Raw genomic sequence first — 22,355 nt, 5'->3', positions numbered from 1 at the left:
CCGGCGGCTCGCGCCTGGGCAACGAGCCACCGTAACGGAAGGGCGGGAGGCATAGGCGCGCGGATTTTAGCTTGAATTGGTGCCGCTGGCATCAGTCATGCTCAAGGATATAGGCCTCGACACGACGGTTCTTGCCGCGCCCCTCGGCGGTCGCATTGTCGGCGATCGGACGCACGGGCCCGAGTCCCTCGGCGCTCACACGCCCCTCATCCACACCACGCTCAATCAGCGCCTCGCGCACGGCCTGGGCGCGCTTGAGCGATAGGGCCTGATTCAGCGCCGTGCCGCCAAGACTGTCGGTGTGGCCCTCGATGCGCGCGCTCAGCTCGGGATGGGCCCTCAAGAGCGCGGCGATGCGATCCAGGCTCACCAGCTCGCCCGCCGGCAGGGTCGCCTGCCCCGGGGGGAAGCGCAATTCAGACTCGGAGAGGTTCAGGAGCAGACCGCGCTCGGTGAAGGTTCCCCTGAGCTGGGCAAATTCGGTGTAGAGATCACGCAACCGGGCCAGCTCGGCGGCGTCCGCGCACTGATCGCCCGAGGGGCGCTCGGCCTTCGGCCATTGGCGAGCCCTCTCTAGTTCGGACTCGAGCACCGCGATGCGTTCCCGCGCCTCGGACAGCGCCTGACTCTCGTCCTGAGTCGCCGCCTCGGCGCCCTGCTGCGGCGCGGCCAAGCGGGCACGCGCCTGCTCCAGCGCCTCGTTCAGGCGCGTTTGCAAATCCTTGGCCTCGGCGCGCAGCGCCCTCCGTTCGGCCTCCAGCTCCTGGATGCGGGTCTCGGCGGCGGCGAGCTTCTCGGCCTCCCGGACCTTGTCGTCAGACTCGGCGCGCGCCGTCTCCAGCACCGCCCGCAGTTCGGCCAGTTGTTGCTCGCGTTCGGCCAGCTTGGCCTCATGCGCGTTGACGGCCCGTTCGTGCTCCTGTTGCAGGGTTGCACGCGCCGCGCGCTCGGCCTCGAGTTCGGCCGTAAGCGCCGCGACCTTGCCGGTCAGTGACTCGCGTGCCTGCGTTGACTGCGCCACCTGGCGCTGGTTCAACTCAAGCTCCATGCGCATCCTTTGCAGCTCGGTCTGGGACTCGGCCAGCTGCGCGCGCACGGCTTCGTGCGCTTTGGAGAGCGTCTCGAGCTCGGCCTTGACCGCAACGAGCTCGTCGGCCAGCGCCTGCGCCTCGGCGGTGCGACCCTCAGGCGTGCCCAGCAGGCCAAGCCCCTGGATGAGCCTGAGTACCTCGGCATCCTCTGGCGTGGTCCGTGCCAGCGACACCCGCTCGTTGAGATGACGCTCCAGTTCGGCGATTCGCCGCTGATGACTGGTCGCGGCCGCAGCGATGGCCTCGTTGACCCGGGCCAGATCAGACGTAAGCGCCTTGACCTTGTCACGTTCGGCCTCCAGTTCTGACTGGATCTGGTTGCGCGCCTGGATGAGACGCTCCTTCTCGGCCATCACCTCGGCGGTCTTACGCCGCTCGTCGGCCAATACCGCCGCGTGCGCGGCCTTGATGCCCTCTATGTCCTGTCCCAGGCCGATCTTGATCTGCTCAAGCATCTGGATCTGGTCGCTTAGATGGCGCTTTTCGGACTGGAAATGCTCCTTGAGCCGATCGATCTCGGCGCGGCAGGCGTTCCAACCCTCCTCGGCGGCCAGGCGACGCGCCTCGGTCTCCTTCGTCCGATCGCTCAATTGCACGATCAGAGCATCCTTCTCGGCGATCTGGGCCTTGAGACGTTCGTCGTACCAGCTGTAGAGGATATAGACGCCGACCAGCGCGAACATCAAGGCCAAGGCGATCAGCCTCCAGAAAGACTGACTACCGGACTGAGCAGGGGCGGGTTCAGACATCGTCGTCTCTGGTATGGTTTGATCCGGCGATCATCGCTTACCAGCAAACGCAACCGTCCGCAGTGCCTGCTGGGCGATCTCCAACTCTTCGTTGGTCGGGATGACCAGGACCCGGACTTCGCCGTCGGGCACGCTGATGCAGCGTTCGCCGTGCAGGGCGCGCGACTCGTTGAGCGCGGTGTCGAGCACGATACCCAGCCGCTCCAGACCCTCGCAGGCACGTTGCCGGATCTCGGCGTCGTTCTCGCCGATCCCACCGGTAAACACGAGGGCATCGACCCGCCCCAGCTCGGCGTAATAGGCACCGATATAGTGTTTGAGTCGATGGCTGCTGACGGCGATGGCCAGCTCGGCACGCGGGTCGCCCGCGGCGGCGAGACGATGGATCTCGCGCATGTCGTTGACGCCACACAGACCCAGCAGTCCGCTCTGGCGATTGAGCAGCTGGTCGAGACCATCGGCGTCCAGACCCAGATGCTTGACCAGATAGATCAGGATGCCGGGATCCAGGTCGCCGCTGCGCGTCCCCATGACCAACCCTTCGAGCGGGGTCAAACCCATAGAGGTATCGATACACTGCCCGGCGCGGATCGCAGTAGCACTGGCGCCATTGCCCAGATGCAGTGTGATCAGGTTGCACTGTTTGAGCGGTCGCCCGAGCAATGCGGCCGCGCGCTTGGCGACATAGTGATGCGAGGTCCCGTGGAAGCCGTAGCGACGGATACGGTGTTCGGTATAAAGCGCCTCGGGGATGGCATAGCGATAGGCCGATGGCGGCATGGTCTGGTGGAAGGCGGTATCGAAGACAGCGACGGCGGGGATTCCAGGGAAATACCCAAGCGCCGCTTCGATACCGGCCAGATGACCAGGATTGTGCAATGGAGCGAGCGGGATGAAGTCGCGGATGGCCGCGATGACCCTGTCATCGATCAGTGCCGGCTGATTGAAGCGCGCCCCGCCATGCACGACGCGATGACCGATGGCCATGAGCTCGCTGAGGTCGCTCAGTACCCCGCTGTCGCGCAGCGCGCGGATGAGGCGCTCCATGCCCTGTTCGTGATTCGGGATCGGGAGCGTTTCCTGCTTGGACTGGGCGACCCCAGCCTCATCCAGCCACTCGAGTTTGACCTCGCCCTCCGGCTCACCGATCCGCGCGACCAGACCCGAGGCCAATGTCTGCCAATCCTCGACCCGAAACAGCCGATATTTGATCGAGGAGCTACCCGAGTTGAGGACCAGAACCTTCATCAAGCGATCTCCTCGTTGCAGACCATGGATGCCTTGGGTTCATCCTGCGCCTGGATGGCGGTGATGGCCACGGTGTTGATGATGTCGGTCAGGGTACAGCCGCGACTGAGGTCGTTGACTGGCTTGTTTAAGCCCTGGAGCACAGGTCCGATGGCCACGGCACCAGCACTGCGCTGGACGGCCTTATAGGTATTGTTGCCGGTGTTGAGGTCGGGGAAGATCAGCACCGTGGCATGACCCGCGACCTCGCTGTCTGGCAGTTTGGAGCGTCCGACCTCGATGTCGACCGCCGCATCGTACTGGATCGGCCCCTCGACCTTGAGGTCGGGGCGGCGCTCACGCACCAGACGCACTGCCTCGCGGACCCGATCGACGTCCTCACCCTTGCCGGAAGTGCCGCTCGAATACGACAGCATGGCGATGCGCGGTTCGATGCCGAAGGCCGCCGCCGTCTGGGCCGAGCTGATGGCAATGTCGGCTAGTTCATCTGAATTCGGATTGGGATTGACGGCACAGTCGCCATAGACCAACACCCGATCGGACAGACACATGAAGAACACACTGGAGACGAGCTTGACCCCGGGCTTGGTCTTGATCGTCTCGAACGCGGGCCGGATGGTGTGCTGGGTGGTGTGGGTCGCGCCCGAGACCATGCCGTCGGCGTCGCCATGATAGACCATGAGGGTCCCGAAATAGCTGACGTCCTCCAACACGTCATAGGCCATCTGTTCCGAGATCCCCTTGTGTCTGCGCAGCTTGTAGTAGGTCTCGGCATAGAGCGCACGCTTGGGCGAGGTGACCGGGTCGATGATCTGGATGGAGTCTAGATGCAGACCGAGTTCGGCAGCGCGGCGCCGGATGCGTTCGGGATTACCGAGCAGAGTCAGGTCTGCGACCTTGCGCAGGCTGAGGATCTCGGCGGCGCGCAGGATGCGCTCGTCCTCACCCTCGGGGAGCACGATGTGCCGGCGTTTGGACTTGGCGCGACGGATCAGTTCGTACTCGAACATCAGGGGCGTGACGCGCTCGGAATGATGCACAGCAATCCGTTCACGGAGTTGATCGAGATCGACGTTGGTCTCGAAGAGGCCAAGCGCAGCAGCGATCTTGCGCTCATCGCTTGGCAGGAGACTGGCCTCGATCCGGCTGACATGCATGGCGGTGGTGAAGGTATCGGTCGGCACTTGGAGGATGGCGACCTTGGTGCGCCGCAGACCCTCGATCAGGTCACAGACCTTCTCAGCCGGTCGCAGACCGCCGGTGAGCAGCAGCCCAGCCACACGCGGGAAGGCGCTAGAGGCATCGGCGGCTAGACTCGCGAGGATGATATCCGAGCGATCGCCTGGGGTGATGATGAGACAGCCGTCCTCGACATAGCGCAAAAAGTCCGGGATCTCCATGGCCGCGATCTTGTAATTGGTGACCACCTGGTTGAGCGCATCGTCCCCCCCATAGAGACACTCGGCAGCGAGCGCCTGCCGGATCTCGCCCACGGTCGGCATGCCGAGCGCCGGCTGTTCCGGGAGCACATAGACGGTCTCGGTCTCGGTGAGCAGCGGCTGGACCTGACGGCGGATCGACTCCAGGTCCTCGGGCGCGACCCCATTGATGACACTGGCCAGGAAATCGGCACCGCGCTCGCGCATCATTTCATGGGCGATGTGCAGTGCATCCACGGCCTCTTGCGGGGTACGCCCGAAGCCCTTGATCACGGCGACCAGGCTACAGCCAAAGTTGTTGGCCAGATCGACGTTGAAGCCGAACTCCAACGATGGGATGAGCCCGTTGTAGTCGGTGCCGGCGCAGACGACCAGGTCGCATTGTTCTTCCAGGAGCTTGAACTTGTTCATGATGAGCTTGAGCAGCTCGTCATAGCGCCCGCTGCCGATGAACTGGCGTGCCGTCTCGACCGTGCAGCCGTAGAGCATCTCGGGCGAAAAGGTCAGATCATAGCGGGCGCAGATCAGGGCCGTGAGATTGTCAAACTCGGTGTCCTGAGGGGCCAGGGGTCGGAAGAAACCGACCCGGCGCCCGACAGCCGATAACATCTCCATGAAGCCCAGCACGACGACCGACTTGCCGCTGCCGGCGCCAGCACCGGCGATATAGATGCTCTGCATAGTCGCTGCCCTTTGGATCGAATCGATTTCGAGAGCGTCCAGTTTAACCCATTGCACTGGCAGGATCTCGACCCCGAATGCGTGGCAGGTACAGATTCGCGGCTTGCTAAACCGCCGGATCGTCTCCTAGACTAGCGGCCAGTGGAGATGGCATTCCTCCCCCGACCGCCGTTCATCGGCTGATGATGCCTACCTTACCGAGATCCACCGGGGTCCGGGTCGGTTAGGGGTGTCTCCCCGTCTCTCCGTCCTGCGCATTCCCAGACTTGAATCGAATCGCCGCTCGGGAGGCGTATGACGCCTGTTTTTGCCGTAGCCGTCTTTCTTGGGGCCGGACTGGGCGCCCTGCTGCGCTGGTCCATGGGTACCGCCCTCCATCCGATCTTTCCGACCCTGTCGCTCGGACCCTCGCGGCCAATCCATCCGGACGCCCGCTCATTAACGGACCTAGAATCCGTCTGCGTGCCCGGCGCGCGGTAGCTACAAGCTACCTCGCCTCGGCCTGCCGGTCATGAAGACCCTGGTGATCGGGCTGGGCCCTTAGGTTGTTCGCGCGCGCCGGATGAGCGCCTGTCATTCATTCAACACCGGAGGTCAGGATCATGCACGGCTGTTTCCTTAAGTTCTACGTGGCCGAGAGCCGGCGTCATCATCACAAGCTGATCTATGAATGGCTGCTGGAAGAGGCCAAGACATTCGGACTCCAGGGCGGATCGGCCTTCCGCGCCATCGCCGGCTTTGGCCGACATGGACGGCTGCACGAGGAGCATTTCTTCGAGCTGGCCGGTGATCTGCCGGTGGAGGTCGGATTCGTGACCTCCGAGTCCGAGGCCGATCGGTTCCTGGCCCATCTCGCCAAGGAAAAGCTCAATCTCTTTTATATCCGGGTACCTGTCGAGTCAGGCTTTACCAATGGAGACGCCACATGACCGAAATCTGGCTTCAGGCATCCATCTGGCTAGCTCTAGCGCTACTGGCCGGCCTGCTATCGATCTGGCTGCGTGTGGCCACCGCACTCTCCGAGATCCTGGTCGGCGCCATCGCGCAGCTCTTCATCGGCGCCTTCATCGGTGCGGCGGTCCTCGGGGCCGACCAGAGTTGGGTGAAGTTCCTCGCCGGCACCGGCGCCATCCTGCTGACCTTTCTGGCCGGGGCGGAACTGGATCCACAGGTGTTGCGCAAGAGTTGGCGCGAGGCCGGCGCCGTGGGTCTGGTCAGTTTCGCCGCGCCCTTCCTCGGCTGTACCGCCATCGCCTTCTGGGGGTTGGGCTGGTCGGCGGACGCCAGTTGGCTGGCAGGGATCGCGCTCTCGACCACCTCGGTGGCCGTGGTCTATGCGGTGATGCTGGAGTTTGGACTGAACAAGACCGACTACGGCAAGACGGTGCTGGCGGCCTGTTTCATCACGGATCTGGCGACGGTCCTGGCGCTCGGCTTTATGTTTGCGCCCTTCGGTTGGAAGACCCTGGTGTTCTTCGGCGTCGCGCTGACGGCCTTCGTGCTGCTGCCACGGGTGACACCGGCCTTGTTCCGGCGCTTCGGCAACCGCCCCTCCGAGCTGGAGGCCAAGTTCATCCTGCTGTGGCTGTTTGCACTCGGCGCCCTGGCGACCTGGGCCGACTCCGAGGCGGTGCTTCCGGCCTATCTGATGGGCATGGTGCTCGCGGGGACGGTCGGCAAGGATCACGCCCTGGTGCGGCGCCTGCGCACCCTGACCTTCGGGCTGCTCACCCCCTTTTATTTCATCCGCGCCGGCTCCCTGGTCTCGATCCCGGCCCTGGTGGCGGCACCCATGGCGTTCTTCGTCCTGCTGGGCGGCAAGATGTTGACCAAGGTACTCGGTGTCTATCCGCTGGCCCGCGCCTTCAAGGCCCCGCGTCAGGAGGCGACCTATACCACGCTCCTGATGTCGACCGGGTTGACCTTCGGCACCATCTCGGCCCTGTTCGGTCTTTCCCATCAGGTCATCGATCAGGCCCAATACTCCTATCTGGTGGCCGCCGTCATCGGCTCGGCGGTGGTCCCGACCCTGATCGCCAACGCCTTCTTCTTGCCGCACCACCTGCTGCCGCGTGACGGGGAACAGGCGACCCAGTCAGATCCATCCACAGTGACGACGAGGACGACACCATGAAGACGATCCTGTTGGCCTACGACGGCTCACAACCCGCGATCAAGGCCTATGACTGGGCGGCCGACCTGGCTGCCAAGTATGGCGCCACGCTGCGGGTCCTGATGGTGGCGCGCCCGCCGGAGTTCGGCGACGATGTGGAGACCGAGGCGGTGATCGAAAGCAGCCGCAAGCACTGTCGCAAGGTGCTGGACGCGCTGCGCGAGAAGACCCAGGCCGCCGGTCTCGCGGCCCAGTTCGAGGTGACCGTGGGACATCCGTCCGAGCAGATCATCCTGCGCGCCGAGGAGTGGGGCGCAGACCTGATCGTGATGGGACATCGCGGCACCGGGCTGCTGTCGCGCTGGCTGATCGGCTCAGCGGCACGCCAGGTGATCGCCTATGCCCCCTGCGCGGTGATGGTGGTGCGCTGAGTGGAGCATGGCCCGGCACCCCGAGATCTGCCCAGCCTGTTTTGCCCGACTCGAGGCCGAGGCAAAACGCTGTCCCCGCTGCGGCGCCCTCATGGCCGAGCTGAGCGCGCGCGACTACCGCGAGAAGCTGCTCAGGGCGCTCATGCACCCCCTGGCCGAGGTGCGGATGCGCGCCGTCATCGCCCTGGGGCTGCGCGCCGAGCCAGAGACCGCGGATGCCCTGGCCCAGTGTGCCCTGAGCCATCCGACCGACGTGGTCGAGGGGCTGGAGGTGGTAGAGCGGCTTAGGGACTGGCCCAAGACCGAAGCGCGCGACGCGGCCCTGATCCGGCTGAGCGCGCATCCCTCGCGTCTGGTGCGACGGGCCGCCGCACGCGCCTGCTCGATCATCGCCAACCGGGGCCTTATTCATGCTTGAAATCGCCATTCCCGGCGCCGGTCCCCTGCGCCTGTCCTATCTGGTCGCCGACTACAACGGTACCCTGGCCCAGGACGGCGCACTTCTGCCCGATGTCGCCGAGACACTGCGCACGCTCGCTGCCGACCTGGAGATCCACGTCCTGACCGCCGATACCTTCGGACGGGCCCGCGCCGAGCTGGCCGGGCTGCCATGCCGGGTGGTGATCCTCGGTCCGGGCGCCCAGGATCGGGCCAAGGAGGACTATCTGCGCGCACTGGACGCCGAGCACTGCGTGGCCATCGGCAACGGGCGCAACGATCGTCTCATGCTGGCAGCGGCGGCGCTCGGGATCGTGGTCGTCCAGGGCGAGGGCGCGGACGTGCAGACCCTGCTCGCGGCCGATGTGGTCGTGCCGGACATCCTGACCGCCCTAGGACTCTTGCAAGCCCCGCAACGTCTGGTGGCGACCAGACGGACCTGACTGAAACGGCAGTAAATGACCGCCATCAAACTTTGAACACCGCCTCCCACAGCGAAACGATCGATCTCCGCCGCGCCACCCGCTTCGTGGTGTTGCTCGGCCTGGTCAGCCTGTTTGCCGACATGACCTACGAATCGGCACGCAGCCTCACGGGCCCGTTCCTGCAAACCCTTGGCGCCAGCGCCCTGGTGGTGGGCGTGGTCGCCGGCTTGGGCGAGCTGCTCGGTTACGCGCTGCGCTTCGTCAGCGGACGGATCGCGGATCGCACCGGACGCTATTGGACCATCACCATCCTCGGCTACTGTGTCAATCTGCTTGCGGTGCCGGCGCTGGCACTGTCCGGCCATTGGGTGGTAGCGGTGGGGCTGATGTTTCTGGAACGGATGGGCAAGGCGCTACGCACCCCGGCACGGGACGCCCTGCTCTCCTTCGCCGCCCGGCGGATGGGGCGCGGCTGGGGCTTTGCGCTGCACGAGGCGATGGACCAGATCGGCGCCACCCTCGGGCCGCTGCTGATTGCGGTCGTGCTCTACCTGAACCATGACTACCGCAGCGCCTTCGCCTGGCTGCTGATCCCGGCGCTCCTGTCCCTGTTGGTCCTGGCGGTCGCATGGATGCAGTTCCCCCAGCCCGGACAGCTCGAGTCGAAGACGCCGGTGGTGGCGACCCAGGGCTACGCCCGACCGTTCTGGCTCTATCTGGCCGCGACCGGCTGCCTGGCGGCCGGGTTCGCCGATTTTCCGCTGCTCGCCTTCCATTTCCAGAAGGAAGGTAGCGTCACACCCGACTGGATCCCGATCCTCTATGCCATCGCCATGGGCGCCGACGCATTGGCGGCGCTCCTCTTCGGCCATCTTTACGACCGCCGCGGCCTGGGTGTCCTGCTCGTCGGCGCCTTACTCTCCATACCCGTGGCGCCGCTGGTCTTCTTCGGCAATTTCGAGGCAGCGCTGCTCGCCGCGGTACTCTGGGGTGTCGGCATGGGGATGCAGGAATCGATCATGAAGGCGGCGGTCGCCGCCCTGTCCCCGGTGGAGCGGCGCGCCACTGCCTTCGGCACCTTCAATCTCAGCTTTGGCCTGTTCTGGTTTTCCGGTAGCGCGCTCATGGGCTGGCTCTACGGCGTCTCCCTGATGGGGCTGGTCGTCTTCTCGATCGCCGTCCAGCTCCTCGCGGTCGGGCTGCTCGCGTGGGTGGTGCGTGCCCTACCCCGGGGTGAGGGGGGCTTCTGAACCTGAGCTCCCGCTCGCCCCCATCGGAGATGGATCGGAGTCGTTCCAAGTAAACAACCCTCGACTGAAGTCGAAGGCTTTATTGTGAGACGCAGCAAACATGGTTGACCGCATCCCCAACATTGGGCGTGTTTACAGCCGCCCTTGGCAGCGGGGCTCCACTGCCAATCCGGGCCAGGTTTCGACTGGCGTTGCAGTCGGCGTGCGCCCGGAGACCACACTTGCGGTGCATTATACACCACATGGCGCACTTCGCGCGCCCGCAATTCCTCCCGCGACTCAAGTCGCGGGTTTCCTTGCGGAGGGTCTATGAAAGGATGACCAGCGATAATTCACCGATCGACCTGGCGGGTGTCCAGGCGGCGCGAGAGGTGATCCTTACATCCATTAAGGAAACGCTGAATAAATTGCGTGTCTCTCAATCGCGGCTGAAGCCGCTCCTACAAAATCAATTGGTTACGTGAGAAGATTTTGCCACGAATGGAATAAATCAGCGTTTCCTTAAGGAGACAAATGCCCCGGCCCGCGTGCGCGCCAAACTGCTCCAGTCTTTCAAGATATCGGCCACCCAACCCACAGCCTGTTCAAGGACCGGCCGTCTGCGTAGACACCGACGAGATGACGGATCTGACCGCGCTCACCGGCGAGCGGATGCAGCAGGGCATCGAGTGCCACGTCAAGTTCCGGGTCGAGTGACCGACGCACCCAATATCCTCACAGTATCCTCAGGCACCGGACATCGAACGGCGTTACCATCTTCCGATTCCAACCACACCCACCGACTGGACGACAGCCATGACACCACGCATCCATGCCATCGACGCCCTGGAAATCCTCGACTCGCGCGGCAACCCCACGCTGCGCGTCAATGTCCATCTCGACAACGGACTCACTGGCACGGCCTCGGTGCCCTCGGGTGCTTCGACCGGTGAGAACGAGGCGGTCGAATTGCGCGACGGCGACAGGTCGCGTTATGGCGGCAAGGGCGTCTTGAAGGCCATTGCCAATGTGACCGATATCATCGCCCCGGTACTGATCGGGATGGATGCCCGCGAACAGGCGCAGATCGACCGCGCCATGATCGAACTCGACGGCACCGAGAACAAGGCGCGCCTAGGCGCCAACGCCATCCTCGGGGTCTCGCAAGCGGTGGCGCGTGCAGCGGCCCAGAGCTGCGGTCTGCCGCTCTATGCCTATCTCGGCGGGGTCGGCGCCACGCGGCTCCCGGTCCCCATGATGAACGTGCTCAACGGCGGCAAGCACGCCGACTCGGGCCTGGACTTCCAGGAGTTCATGATCTTCCCCGTCGGGGCGCCGAGCTTCGCCGAGGCCTTGCGCTACGGGGCCGAGACCTTCCATGCCTTGAAGGCGATCCTCGCCAAGCAGGGCTATGCCACGGGGGTAGGTGACGAGGGCGGTTTTGCACCTGCGGTCAAGAGCAACGACGAGGCCTGTGACCTGATCGTCGAGGCGATCGCTGCCGCTGGCTATCAGCCGGGTCGCGACATCGCCATCGCCCTGGATCCAGCGGCCAGCTCCTTCTACGAGGACGGGAGATATCGTCTGACGCGCAGCGGTCAGGGCGACAAGAGCGCCGAGGAGATGACCGCGCTCTTCCAGGAGTGGGTGGCCAAGTATCCCATCGTCTCGATCGAGGACGGCCATGCCGAGGATGACTGGGACGGCTTCAAGGGCCTGACCGCCGCACTGGGTGACCGGATCCAGATCGTCGGCGACGACCTGCTCGTGACCAACACCCGCTTCATCGCCCGCGCCATTGAAGAACGCGCCTGCAACGCCGTCCTCATCAAGCTCAACCAGATCGGCACCGTCACCGAGACCATCGCCGCCATCGACCTCTGCCGCCAGGCCGGCTGGGGCTATGTGATCTCACACCGCTCGGGCGAGACCGAGGACAGCTTCATGGCCGACTTCGCCGTGGCCATGGGCGGCGGTCAGATCAAGACCGGCTCGGCCTGTCGCTCCGAGCGCATCGCCAAGTACAATCGGTTGCTGGAGATCGAGCGGGATCTTGGGGCTTCGGCCTGTTTCGGGCGCTGAACCCTCGGGGCGATCCTAGGCAGCCGGGGCGCCGCTCTCACGCGCCACCCCGGCTGGGCAGACCCTATGACCCGCCGCCGATCGGACGTCCGGTCAATTGCACATCGTCGATATAGCCGAAGTCCTGTCGATCCGTATTCCACATGCCAAAGGCGAGCTTGAAGTCAGGATTGTTGGCGGCAGTGGTGGGCAACTCAAGCTTGATCGGCATCAGTTTGTTTTTGGCGGCCGGATGGGTGTTTGTGATCTCGGCTGGTTCGTGCCAGGTCTCGCCGTCAAACCAGTACAGGATCAGAGATTCCCAGTCCTCGAAGGATTTGACGGCCACCCAGAGCGAGAGCTCGATCTGGTCGTAACCCGCCGTGGAGATGTCGCGCTCGACCCAGACATTGCCGCCAGTCGATTGCATGGCATATCTACCGCGCTTGGGGTTGCCGGAATAAAGTTTGACCGAGCCGCTGAGAGACCACGCACGCAGTCCTTGTTCAAAGCCGTCGCCGAAGATCTGCTTGCGGTCGGACGGCGCGGCGGCGCCGAATTCATAGGCGCCACGGTCGGGTGCGCGACCGACCGGACGCGGCTGCCCAGTGATGTCGCGGGCGACCTCGGCAAGGGCGACCGCGCTATCGATGGCCGGACTGCCATCCCGCACGCGCAGGTCAAAGGCTTTAGGGTCGGACCAGAGCGGATCGGCGATCAGGCGTCCAGGTTCGCTGGCATAGGCACCAGGATTTTGGGTGTAGAGGTTGTGGCTGAAAGTAAAGCGACCGCTGTTGCCCCACTCCAGGATGCCGCCCTGAAAATCGAACAGGTTGTTCATGATCCTCACATCGGTCTTGCCGCCATCGTGTTCGAGCAGGAGCCCGCGTTTGAGTCCATAGACGCTATTATGGGCCACCACTACCCGCTCGTTACCACTGCCATTGAGCAAGAAGGCATAGACCGGCGCCCCACTGGAGCGGGTATCGATCAGTAGGTTATTGAAGATCCAAACGTCATCGCTGTCAGCATAGAGGTAGATCAGCCCGGTGATGTCGCTGGTGACCTTGCCGATGTTACGCAGAACATTGTTGTAGATTAGAACATCGCGCTTGTTGTCACGGATATCGATGGCCCCGTTGTAGGGGGAGATCAGGTCGAAGTCATGGAGCCGGTTACCCGCGACCAGGTCGCCACGGTTGTACTCCTTGAGGTCGATGGCGTTCTCGAGGCGCGCATTCGCGGCCTTGCCCTGGGTGGTGATGTCGTTGCCCAGCACATGGGTCCAGAGGGCATGATTGGCGGACGGGCCATGATCGCCGGCGCCGACATAGACAGCTTCATCCGGGGTATTCCAGATGGCGTTGTTCCAGACCATGTTGTAGCGCGCCGGTTGGTCCTGATGGCCCGCAATCAGGACCCCAGCGCCGTTCAGGTCGTAGATACGACTATTCATGATCACATTGAACGACGAATCCTGGATGTGGACACCACCACCTCGGTGGGAGCCGGTGAGATCCAGGCCATCGACCAGGTTCCAATCCACCGGCTCGGCGTCGTCTTCATCGAGATACTCGCCGATGTACAGCATGGTGTATTCCCTGGGCAGGGTGCTGGCATCGAGCACGACCCGCTCCTTGGCTGGATCGGCGGCGGCATTGCGAAAACGGATCGGGCGGCCGACCGCGGCGCTGAGCCGGGTCGGATCGCCGCTCTGGCCGACCTCGGGGACCAGGCGCGCGCCGCTGACCTGCACCCAGGGACCATGGGCGTCGCTTCCGGTCGCGACGATCGGCCAGACGCCGCTGTTGCCTTGCCAACTGCGATAGACATAGAGCCAGTACTGGCCGGCCTGGTCGGGCAGCACGATGCCACTCAGATCGGTACCAGGGGGAAAGTGCAGTCTGTCCGGGGCCTGGATCGACACCCCCGTGGTCACAGGGACGATGGCCGCGCCGGAGCGGGTCAGGGCCAGGGTCTCGGCATAGACGCCCGGGGCGATCAAGACCTGATCACCCGGCAGTAGTGGCTGCGCCGCGGCCTTGCCGATGGTACGCCAGGGACGCTGGGCGGAGCCGTCGCCTGTGCGGTCGTTCCCGGTGGTGGAAACATAGTAATCGGTCGCCTGGGGGGCGATCATTGGGAAGAGCAGCAGCACGGTGGCCAGGGCCTATGGGTGTAGGGAGATTGACATGGTGAATCTCTAGATGAAGTTGCCAAAAAAGATTCAAGAACGCTGCAAACGCCGCGATCTTACACTCGGTCGAGTATCGGAAACGTGCGCGCGATCACAACGCGGAGTGAGGCCCGAGGCTAGGGCACACCCCTCATATAATCTTCATCTTCGGCCATTTGACGCCCTTCCAAACCCGAGACCGCACGACCATCATCGATAATCCGATCGACTGGACCCGGATCGACACCGTCCTCCTCGACATGGACGGTACCCTGCTCGATCTGCATTTCGACAATCACTTCTGGCTCGAACACGTCCCGCGTCGCTATGGCGAGGCGCGCGGCCTCCCGTTCGAGACGGCCCGCGCCGAACTGCTGGCCCGCTATCGCGACATCGCAGGGACGCTCGAATGGTATTGCGTCGACCACTGGAGCCGTGAGCTGGGGCTGGACATCCCCCTGCTCAAGCGCGAGGTCGAGCATCTGATCGCGGTCCACCCGCATGTGATGGAGTTCCTGGAGCGACTGGCTGCGCTCGGCAAACGGCGCGTCCTCGTCACCAACGCCCATCAGAAGACGCTTGCGCTCAAGCTTGCACGCACGCCGCTCGCCGGTCATCTGGAGCGCGTGATCTCGGCACATGATCTCGGGGTCGCCAAGGAGTCGCCTACATTTTGGCCAGCGTTCCAGGCGATTGAACCGATCGACCCCGAGCGCACGCTCTTCATCGACGACAACCTGGATGTACTACGCGCGGCGCGTGCGCATGGCTTCCATCAACTGCTGGCCGTGCTGGCCCCTGACTCTAAACAGCCGCCGCGCCAAACCGATGAGTTTCCAGCCATCAGAGACTTCTCGGCGCTGCTGCCCGGACTGGCGACCTCGGTTCATTCCACGCGCTCAGGCGCTTGATCCGCAAGCGTCTCGGTATCAGTCTGGACCAAACGCCCTGCATCCTCCGCCGGTTTGCGCCGACGCCGACGCCGCTTGCCAATTCTGGGCGCGGCAGATTCCGAGTCAGTCTTGAGGGCAGGCGACTCGCCGGTCGGCCCCAGGCTCGCCCCTGCCGGACGCGGCGTCTCGGTGGACCGGGCCTTGGCCGGCGGGCTGGTCAGGGCCGCAGGTTCGAGCTGACCGCGCACACGCCTGATGCGGCGGATGATCGGCATGTCTGGGATCTCCAGCTCCGGCCCGGTGCGCTCCGACCACTCGTCGACGAGCTGGTCGAAAAAGCCCTCATCGAGCGTCTTGAATCGGACCGGCGGCTTGGTGTCCGAACGGTCCCGAGGCGGATGCGCGACAGGCTCAGGCGAAACGCTGGGCTGTGCCCCAGGGTTGGAGGCGGCGCCGAGCGCGGACACATCGGACTCGTGGTTAGAAAGCTCGGGGCGAGGGGCCGAGCGCTCGTATCCGGAACGCCGATCGCGCGCCAATGGGCGCGCGGATAGACCGCGCCCTTCATTGGACCCGCGTCCATCGCGGCGTTCCTCGCGATCGGCGCGATCCGGACGCAGGCGACTGCGCGGATCGACCTCGACCAGCAGGCTCGGATCGAGCGGTTCGACCGGGATCTTGGCGCCGATGTACTGCTCGATGTCGAGCAGACAAAAGGCATAGGTCTCGCAGACAAAGCTGACCGCATCGCCCGCCGCCCCAGCACGTGCCGTGCGTCCAATGCGATGCACATAGTCCTCGGGATCCTCGGGCAGGTCGTAGTTGACCACATGGGTCACATTTGGGATATGCAGACCGCGCGCGGCCACGTCGGTACCGACCAGCACCGAGAGGGTGCCATTGGTGAAGTCGCGCAGGAGCTTCAACCGCTTGGACTGGGGCACGTCGCCCGAGAGCACGGCGCTGTCGATCCCATTGCCCTGGAGATAGCCCCAGACACGATCGGCCTCGCGCTTGGTGTTGACGAAGACCATGATGCGACCGCCCGTCCAGCCGCGGATCAGTCCCAGCAGCAGTGGGATCTTCTCGTCGTTGGCGGTCAGGTAACAGACCTGCCGCACGCGGTCGGCCGTCACCTGGTCGGCCTCGATCTTGACCAGACGCGGATGGTTCATGTGCTCATAGGCCAGTTCCGTGACCCGATAGGACAGTGTGGCCGAGAACAGCATCCCCTGCCGGCGCTCGACCGGCGGCATCTGGCGGAACAGATAGCGGATGTCCTTGATGAAGCCGAGATCGAACATGCGATCGGCCTCATCGAGCACCACGACCTCGATGCCCTTCAGATCGAAGACGTGCTGCCGGTAGTAATCGATGAGGCGCCCTGGTGTGCCGATCAGGATGTCGACCCCGCGCATCAGGGCCTCGCGCTGCTGTTGATAGCCGGTGCCGCCGAAGACCACGGTCGAGCGCAGCCCCGTGTGCTTGGACAGGAGCAGGGTATCCTTGTGGATCTGAACCGCCAGCTCACGTGTCGGCGCCAGCACCAAGGCCCGCGGACCGCGGCGACGGCTGGCGGGGTCGCACGGTGCAGGCACGGAGGATCCGTCGGCCGATTCGGGCGACTCAGTCCAGGGCGAGACGGGCGTCTCAGGCATCTCCACCGGCTCAGACGCGGTCTCGTGTGGCTGGCACAACAGACGCTGCATGAGCGCCACCAGAAAGGCCGCGGTCTTGCCGGTGCCAGTCTGGGCCTGGCCGGCGATGTCCTGGCCCTCAAGGGCGAGCGGCAGGGTCTCGGCCTGGATTGGGGTGCAATAAACAAAGCCGGCCTCGGCAAGACCGGCCAGGATCCGGGGATCGAGCGCCAGACTATCGAAGCGGGTCGAGGTCAGATGTGTGTTGGTCATTGAATCTATCGGTGAACGTCCGGGTTGGCCTGCAGATGCGGTTTCGAAGCCTCGCGGACGGCAAGACTTGCAAATTGCCTGCGCTTTGGATCAAATAGCATCTTACTCAAGGGTGCGGAACAACGCCAATTCGCCCGCCCACTCCTCGTTCCGACCGACGCGATGCCGTTTCGGCCATGCCCTTCACCCGCCCATGCCATCAAACATTATTTGGGAGACGACTTCAGTGAGCGATCGCATCGTCCATGTGACCGATGATTCCTTCGAGGAAGAGGTTCTGAAATCCCCCGATCCGGTGTTGGTCGACTACTGGGCCGACTGGTGCGGACCCTGCAAGATGATCGCTCCCGTGCTCGACGAGATCGCCGATGAATACGCCGGGCGGGTCAAGATCGCCAAGCTCAACATCGACGAGAACCCCAACACACCGCCCCGCTACGGCATCCGCGGTATCCCGACCCTGATGCTCTTTCGCGGCGGCGAGGTCGAGGCAACCAAGGTCGGCGCCGTCTCCAAGTCGCAGCTGACGGCCTTCATCGATAGCAATCTCTGAGCTGAGCGCTCGCTAAAGCCCTTGACGCGCCCCGCGTCCCGAGGATCTTACCCCTAACCGAGTCCACGCGGGGCGTTCATCGAAACACCCTCATCTCCAGCCGGCCAGCCGCCACTCGCTGCACGTCCTGACGACATTGCCTCCACGGCGAGACGCGGTCGCCGATCCCGATTTCCGTCCTAACGAACACAACAGTGATGAACCTAACTGAACTCAAAAAGATGCCAGTGCCCAACCTGGTGGCCCTGGCGCAATCCATGGACATCGAAGGTGTCGCCCGCTCGCGCAAGCAGGACCTGATCTTCGCCATCCTCAAGGCCCAGGCCAAGAAGGGCGAGGACATCTATGGCGACGGCGTGCTCGAGATCCTCTCGGATGGGTTCGGTTTCCTGCGCTCGGCCGATGCCTCCTATCTGGCTGGGCCGGACGATATCTATGTCTCGCCAAGCCAGATCCGACGCTTTGCGCTGCGCACCGGCGATACCATCTCGGGCAAGATTCGACCGCCCAAAGACGGCGAACGCTATTTCGCGCTGCTCAAGGTCAACGACATCAACTACGACCGTCCCGAGAACGCCAAGAACAAGATCCTGTTCGAGAACTTCACGCCGCTGTTCGCTCAGAAGCGTCTGACGCTGGAGATCGGCAACGGCAGCACCGAGGACATCACGGCCCGCACTATCGATCTGGTCGCGCCCATCGGCAAGGGGCAGCGCGGGCTCATCGTCTCCCCGCCCAAGGCCGGCAAGACCATGATGTTGCAGAACATCGCCCAGTCGATCGGCCACAATCACCCCGACTGCTATCTGATCGTGCTCCTGATCGACGAGCGTCCCGAGGAAGTCACCGAGATGACGCGCTCGGTGCGCGGCGAGGTCATCTCCTCGACCTTCGACGAGCCGGCCACCCGTCACGTCCAGGTCGCCGAGATGGTGATCGAAAAGGCCAAGCGCCTGGTCGAACACAAGCGCGACGTAGTCATCCTGCTCGACTCCATCACGCGCCTCGCCCGCGCCTACAACACGGTCGTGCCCTCCTCTGGCAAGGTCCTGACCGGCGGGGTCGATGCCAATGCACTGCAACGGCCCAAGCGCTTCTTCGGTACCGCGCGCAACGTCGAGGAAGGGGGTTCACTCACCATCATCGCCACGGCGCTGATCGACACCGGCTCACGCATGGACGATGTGATCTACGAAGAGTTCAAGGGCACGGGTAACATGGAGCTCCATCTCGACCGGCGCATCGCCGAAAAGCGCATCTTCCCCGCGATCAACATCAATCGCTCCGGCACCCGGCGTGAGGAGCTCCTGATGAGTCCATCAGAGCTGCAAAAGATGTGGATCCTGCGCAAGATCCTGCACCCGATGGACGAGCTGGCGGCGATGGAATTCCTGCACGACAAGCTCAAGGCGACCAAGACCAACGAAGAGTTCTTTGCCTCCATGAAGGGCTGAAGTCAGGCCCACCGGCTCATTCGAGCCATACAGCGACCCGCGCCGACGCGCCGCGCCCATCGACGACGACCAGTGTCACATAGCCCGATCCCGGCGGCGTCCAGCGCGTTTCCCGAGAAAAGGGTTCGCGTGCAATGGGTGCGCCGTCGGCAAACCAAGTAAAGGGCGGTGTACCACCCCGGACCCTGAGCACCAGGGCCCCAAGCGAGGAGGCACCAAACCCCAGATCGATCCGTGCCCCCGGCGGCGGATAGGCGATCTCCAGCGCCGCCGCCGAGGGGCTCGCGCGGCTGGCCGCCGGGACGTGCCGCAGGATCTCGGGCAGTTGGGCGTGGTTCATGGGGCGCACACCAGGCGGCGGTGGCGGTAGCGGCGTGCGCGGGCCGAGCTGGGCGAAGACGTCGATGAGCACGGGCGCGGCGGCCTCGATCCCAGCCAGACCCGGCACGGGCGCACCATCCGCCCGCCCGGTCCAGACGCCCACCACCCAGCGTCCGTCGAAGCCGATGGCCCAGGCGTCGCGATAGCCGTAGGAGGTACCGGTCTTGAAGGCGATCCGGTCGGACGTGGCGCGATCCGGCGCCGGCACCCCGGCGAGGATGGACCCGACCAGCCAGGCAGCGCGTTCGTCCAGCACCGGACGCCACACCGAGGCGCCGCCCGCAGCGTCATGCTCCAGCGACTCGCGCAGCACAACCGGCGCGCCGCCACGCGCGATCGCGGCATAGAGCCGGACCAGATCGGTGAGCGTCACCCCGACCCCGCCCAGGCCAATCGCAAGACCAGGTGCCGAGAGTTCGGGCAAGGCCGGCTCGATCCCAGCGCGGCGCAGACGGGCCATCAGACGGGCCGGCCCCACGGCCTCCAGCAGCCGGACGGCGGGGATGTTCAGTGAGGCCTGGAGGGCCTGGCGCACCGAGACCGTGCCCTGGAACGCGCGGTCGAAGTTGGTCGGGACATAGCCGTCGAAGCCGGTCGGTCGATCCTCGATCAGGCTCTCGGGATGGGCGATGCCATCCTCAAAGGCCAGACCATAGATCAATGGCTTGAGCGTCGATCCAGGCGAGCGGATGGCGCGGGTCATGTCGATATGGCCCCGGCGTGTCTCGTCGAGCGGATCGGGTGAGCCGACCGAGGCCCAGACCTCGCCCGTGGTATGCTCGGCGACCAGGATGGCGAGCGAGACCCGATCCCCCAGGGCGCGGGCGCGCTCGGCAGCCAGGGTTTCCAGGCGTTCCTGCAAGCGGGCGTCGAGGGTCAGGCGCTGGACATGGCGTTCGGGATGGGCGCGCTGGATACGCCAAGCCAGATGGGCGGCGTGCATGGGCAAGGGGCGGCGTGTGCTTGGTATCGGCTCGCGCAGCGCACCGGCCAGTTCAACGGCATCGATCAAGCCGGCGGACTGGAGACGCCGCAGGATGGCATCGCGTGCGCGTTGCAGGGCCTGGGGATCGCGATCGGGACGGCGCGTCTCGGGCGCCTGGGGCAGCGCGATCAGGAACGCCGATTCTGCTGCCGTCAGTCGGCGCGGTTCATGCCCAAACCAGGCCAGCGCCCCGGCGCGTACCCCCTCAAGGTTGCCCCCCTGGGGCGTCAGATTGAGATAGGCCGTGAGGATGGCCTCCTTGTCGAGCCGTCGTTCTAGGGCCAGGGCCAGACGCATCTGATGTAGCTTTCCGGCGAGATCCTGGGTCGAGCGCCCGTCGAGCAGACGCGCCAACTGCATGCTGATGGTCGAGCCACCGGAGACGATGCGCCCGTGTCTGAGCCATTGCCAGGCGGCGCGTGCTAGAGCCCAGGGGTCAACCCCGGCATGGTCGCGAAAGCGCCGATCCTCGATGGCCAGGAGCCGCTCCAGATAGCCTGGATCGACCGCGTCGAGCGCAACCGGCAGACGCCAGCGCCCGTCGGCCACGGGGAAGGCGCGCAACAGTCGACCCTCGCGGTCGAGGATCTGGGGCGAGGTTGCCACCTCCAGCTCGGGCAGGGGCGTGGCCTGGATCCAGGCGGCCAGCCACAGCCTGGCCCCCAGGGCCACAGCGATGAGGATGACCAAGGCCAGCGAAAACTTGGCAAGCCGACGCATGGTGACCCTAGGCGCCCGGCGGCGCCTTCATCGACTCGAAGGCGTTCAAGGCATTCAGCAAGGTTTGACGCTCGATGTCGTCGAGCGCCTGATTCAGTGCGGTCAGTGCGCTCGGACCCTGGGCGCACAGGAGCTCCTGGCCGGTCGGGCCGCGCAGAAAGGCGTACAGGGACTGGGCGAGCGGGTGGCCCTTGCGGGCGGCGCCCTTGATCCAGCGCAGGCCGAGCTCCGGGTTGTACTCGACACCCTCGCCGGCGAGGTAGGCGCGTCCGAGCCGGCACATGGCGTCGGGATAGAAGGCGTTGGCGGAGCGCTGGAACCAGGGGATGGCGTCGGTGGGTCGTTGGGCGCTGAGCAACAGGATGCCGAGGTCGCATTGGGCGATGGGGTCACCGCGGTCGGCATCGACGAGGGTTGGGTAGTGTTCGGGGGCGATGGCGAGTCCGGAGAGATCGAGGACGTCCTGGAGGGGGATTTGGGTCTTGGCGCCGGGTTGGCTCGGGCTGAGGGCACTGAGGCGTCCGCTGTCGATGTAGCGCCAGAGGGTGCGTTTGGTGAGACCCGTGAGGGCGGCAGCGGTATTGAGGCTGATATAGTACATGCTCGATCTGGACCCTGAGGTTGGGGCGGATAGAGTTTTTACAGCGCGCCGGGTGTGGCAGCCTCCGTCTGTCACAGTGGGGTGTGACAGGGGCGACCCCTGTCACGGTCGGATGCGACAGACAGACCGGCGTCATTCCGGTCGGGTGTCCTGGGCCAAGCTGGCTGGTCGCGCAATGACTTGAAGCCCCAAGGGTTTGACGGCTTGGCCAGGGTTGGCGCGCCTTTTGCTTTGGCCTTGGGGTGAGGGGCCTGGGTCAGGCGAGCCTGTCTGACCGGTTCCTCGCCCGGATATCTTCCATTTCCATTGCGGAGTCTGTCATGAAACGATACCAGCAAGGCTTTACCCTGATCGAGCTCATGATCGTGGTCGCGATCATCGGCGTTCTGGCGGCGATCGCGTTGCCCGCCTATCAGGACTACACCAAGAAGGCGAAGGTCTCTGAGGTTGTACTCGCCGCAAGCTCGGCCCGGACCTGCGCCACCGAGATCATCGGCGGCGGTGGCACTGTTAGCCAGGTTAGTAGCTGCGCCTCAGGCTTTGTGCCGACCCAGTATGTCTCAGGTTTGACTGTCAGTGGGAGTGGTACTACAGTGACGATCGTTGCGACCGGGACAAAGATTGGCGAGGCCGTTCGTGTCACCCTGAGAGGGACTGTCGGTTCGGGTACGATCAAGACCTGGAGATGCACTGGCAACCCCAACCGTCTGATGCCGGGCTCGTGCAAGAGCTGATCCTTAAGCGCTGCGGTTGAATGGTTTTATTTTCCGTCTCACA

Annotated in this window: 20 protein-coding genes and 1 riboswitch; of the genes, 13 read left to right on the top strand and 7 right to left on the bottom strand. The window is 64.5% G+C overall.

What is annotated here, in order from left to right; all coding sequences use genetic code 11:
* Nucleotides 1-91 precede the first annotated feature (91 nt).
* Genes E6P07_RS01130 through pta form a run of 3 tightly spaced genes read right to left on the bottom strand, consistent with a single transcriptional unit; the run spans nt 92 to nt 5,208 of the window.
* Nucleotides 92-1,840, bottom strand: coding sequence for an OmpA family protein (locus tag E6P07_RS01130; RefSeq protein WP_153973916.1), 1,749 nt, complete (start codon nt 1,838-1,840; stop codon nt 92-94).
* Nucleotides 1,841-1,870: 30 nt separating this feature from the next.
* Nucleotides 1,871-3,088: an acetate/propionate family kinase gene (locus E6P07_RS01125; RefSeq protein ID WP_153973915.1), complete on the bottom strand. Its 1,218-nt coding sequence runs from the start codon at nt 3,086-3,088 to the stop codon at nt 1,871-1,873.
* Entirely contained in the window at nt 3,088-5,208 is a 2,121-nt protein-coding gene (gene pta / locus E6P07_RS01120) for a phosphate acetyltransferase (protein ID WP_153973914.1), read from the bottom strand. The genes E6P07_RS01125 and pta overlap by 1 nt, the downstream gene beginning before the upstream one ends.
* 134 nt (nt 5,209-5,342) lie before the next feature.
* Nucleotides 5,343-5,407: riboswitch (Fluoride riboswitch) on the top strand.
* 95 nt (nt 5,408-5,502) lie between these two features.
* Here pta and E6P07_RS01115 point away from each other — a divergent pair.
* The 9 genes from E6P07_RS01115 (at nt 5,503) to eno (ending at nt 11,926) form a co-directional block, all read left to right on the top strand.
* Nucleotides 5,503-5,688: a CrcB family protein gene (locus E6P07_RS01115; protein WP_153973913.1), complete on the top strand. Its 186-nt coding sequence runs from the start codon at nt 5,503-5,505 to the stop codon at nt 5,686-5,688.
* Between the two features lie 122 nt (nt 5,689-5,810).
* On the top strand, nt 5,811-6,137 hold the full coding sequence (locus E6P07_RS01110; RefSeq protein WP_153973912.1) for a DUF190 domain-containing protein: 327 nt from the start codon (nt 5,811-5,813) through the stop codon (nt 6,135-6,137).
* The gene (locus tag E6P07_RS01105) at nt 6,134-7,342 is read left to right on the top strand and encodes a cation:proton antiporter (protein WP_153973911.1); all 1,209 of its coding nucleotides are present in this window, start codon (nt 6,134-6,136) and stop codon (nt 7,340-7,342) included. The genes E6P07_RS01110 and E6P07_RS01105 overlap by 4 nt, the downstream gene beginning before the upstream one ends.
* Complete coding sequence (locus tag E6P07_RS01100) at nt 7,339-7,752, top strand: universal stress protein (protein WP_153973910.1); 414 nt, start codon at nt 7,339-7,341, stop codon at nt 7,750-7,752. Before E6P07_RS01105 ends, E6P07_RS01100 begins: the two co-directional genes overlap by 4 nt.
* A 7-nt stretch (nt 7,753-7,759) precedes the next feature.
* Nucleotides 7,760-8,170, top strand: coding sequence for a HEAT repeat domain-containing protein (locus E6P07_RS01095; RefSeq protein ID WP_153973909.1), 411 nt, complete (start codon nt 7,760-7,762; stop codon nt 8,168-8,170).
* Nucleotides 8,163-8,633: an HAD family hydrolase gene (locus E6P07_RS01090; RefSeq protein WP_153973908.1), complete on the top strand. Its 471-nt coding sequence runs from the start codon at nt 8,163-8,165 to the stop codon at nt 8,631-8,633. Before E6P07_RS01095 ends, E6P07_RS01090 begins: the two co-directional genes overlap by 8 nt.
* Nucleotides 8,634-8,665: 32 nt before the next feature.
* Nucleotides 8,666-9,865, top strand: a complete 1,200-nt coding sequence (locus E6P07_RS01085) for an MFS transporter (RefSeq protein WP_211363144.1) — start codon at nt 8,666-8,668, stop codon at nt 9,863-9,865.
* 513 nt (nt 9,866-10,378) lie between these two features.
* Nucleotides 10,379-10,561, top strand: coding sequence for a hypothetical protein (locus E6P07_RS01080; protein ID WP_153973907.1), 183 nt, complete (start codon nt 10,379-10,381; stop codon nt 10,559-10,561).
* Between the two features lie 99 nt (nt 10,562-10,660).
* Entirely contained in the window at nt 10,661-11,926 is a 1,266-nt protein-coding gene (eno, locus tag E6P07_RS01075; protein ID WP_153973906.1) for a phosphopyruvate hydratase, read from the top strand.
* A 64-nt stretch (nt 11,927-11,990) separates the two neighbouring features.
* Here the strand turns inward: eno and E6P07_RS01070 are convergent, their stop codons facing one another.
* Nucleotides 11,991-14,063: a right-handed parallel beta-helix repeat-containing protein gene (locus E6P07_RS01070; RefSeq protein WP_153973905.1), complete on the bottom strand. Its 2,073-nt coding sequence runs from the start codon at nt 14,061-14,063 to the stop codon at nt 11,991-11,993.
* A 194-nt stretch (nt 14,064-14,257) separates the two neighbouring features.
* On the opposite strand from E6P07_RS01070, the gene yrfG reads away from it, so the two are divergent.
* Nucleotides 14,258-14,992: a GMP/IMP nucleotidase gene (yrfG, locus tag E6P07_RS01065; RefSeq protein WP_281346822.1), complete on the top strand. Its 735-nt coding sequence runs from the start codon at nt 14,258-14,260 to the stop codon at nt 14,990-14,992.
* Here yrfG and E6P07_RS01060 read toward each other — a convergent pair.
* Nucleotides 14,968-16,884: a DEAD/DEAH box helicase gene (locus tag E6P07_RS01060; protein WP_153973904.1), complete on the bottom strand. Its 1,917-nt coding sequence runs from the start codon at nt 16,882-16,884 to the stop codon at nt 14,968-14,970. The two genes, yrfG and E6P07_RS01060, sit on opposite strands and share 25 nt — an antisense overlap.
* Before the next feature lie 226 nt (nt 16,885-17,110).
* On the opposite strand from E6P07_RS01060, the gene trxA reads away from it, so the two are divergent.
* The gene (gene trxA / locus E6P07_RS01055; RefSeq protein ID WP_153973903.1) at nt 17,111-17,437 is read left to right on the top strand and encodes a thioredoxin TrxA; all 327 of its coding nucleotides are present in this window, start codon (nt 17,111-17,113) and stop codon (nt 17,435-17,437) included.
* Nucleotides 17,438-17,634: 197 nt separating this feature from the next.
* Nucleotides 17,635-18,891 carry a transcription termination factor Rho gene (gene rho, locus E6P07_RS01050; RefSeq protein ID WP_153973902.1) on the top strand — a complete coding sequence of 419 codons (1,257 nt, stop codon included), beginning with the start codon at nt 17,635-17,637 and terminating at the stop codon, nt 18,889-18,891.
* A 16-nt stretch (nt 18,892-18,907) separates the two neighbouring features.
* Here rho and pbpC read toward each other — a convergent pair whose 3' ends face one another.
* Together pbpC and E6P07_RS01040 are read right to left on the bottom strand one after the other, a co-directional pair.
* On the bottom strand, nt 18,908-20,977 hold the full coding sequence (gene pbpC, locus E6P07_RS01045) for a penicillin-binding protein 1C (protein ID WP_153973901.1): 2,070 nt from the start codon (nt 20,975-20,977) through the stop codon (nt 18,908-18,910).
* 7 nt (nt 20,978-20,984) lie between these two features.
* A complete protein-coding gene (locus E6P07_RS01040) occupies nt 20,985-21,578 on the bottom strand; it encodes an SEL1-like repeat protein (RefSeq protein ID WP_153973900.1) in 594 nt (197 codons plus the stop codon).
* Nucleotides 21,579-21,898: 320 nt separating this feature from the next.
* Between E6P07_RS01040 and E6P07_RS13980 the strand changes: the two genes are divergently transcribed.
* Nucleotides 21,899-22,312 (top strand): pilin, encoded by a 414-nt coding sequence (locus E6P07_RS13980; RefSeq protein WP_153973899.1) that lies wholly within the window; start codon nt 21,899-21,901, stop codon nt 22,310-22,312.
* The last annotated feature ends 43 nt before the right edge of the window (nt 22,313-22,355 follow it).

Origin of the sequence: Thermochromatium tepidum ATCC 43061 (assembly GCF_009664085.1) — a bacterium.
Lineage (GTDB): Bacteria > Pseudomonadota > Gammaproteobacteria > Chromatiales > Chromatiaceae > Thermochromatium > Thermochromatium tepidum.
Note: the sequence above shows the minus strand (reverse complement) of the source record. Positions and strands in the feature narration are given on the sequence as shown.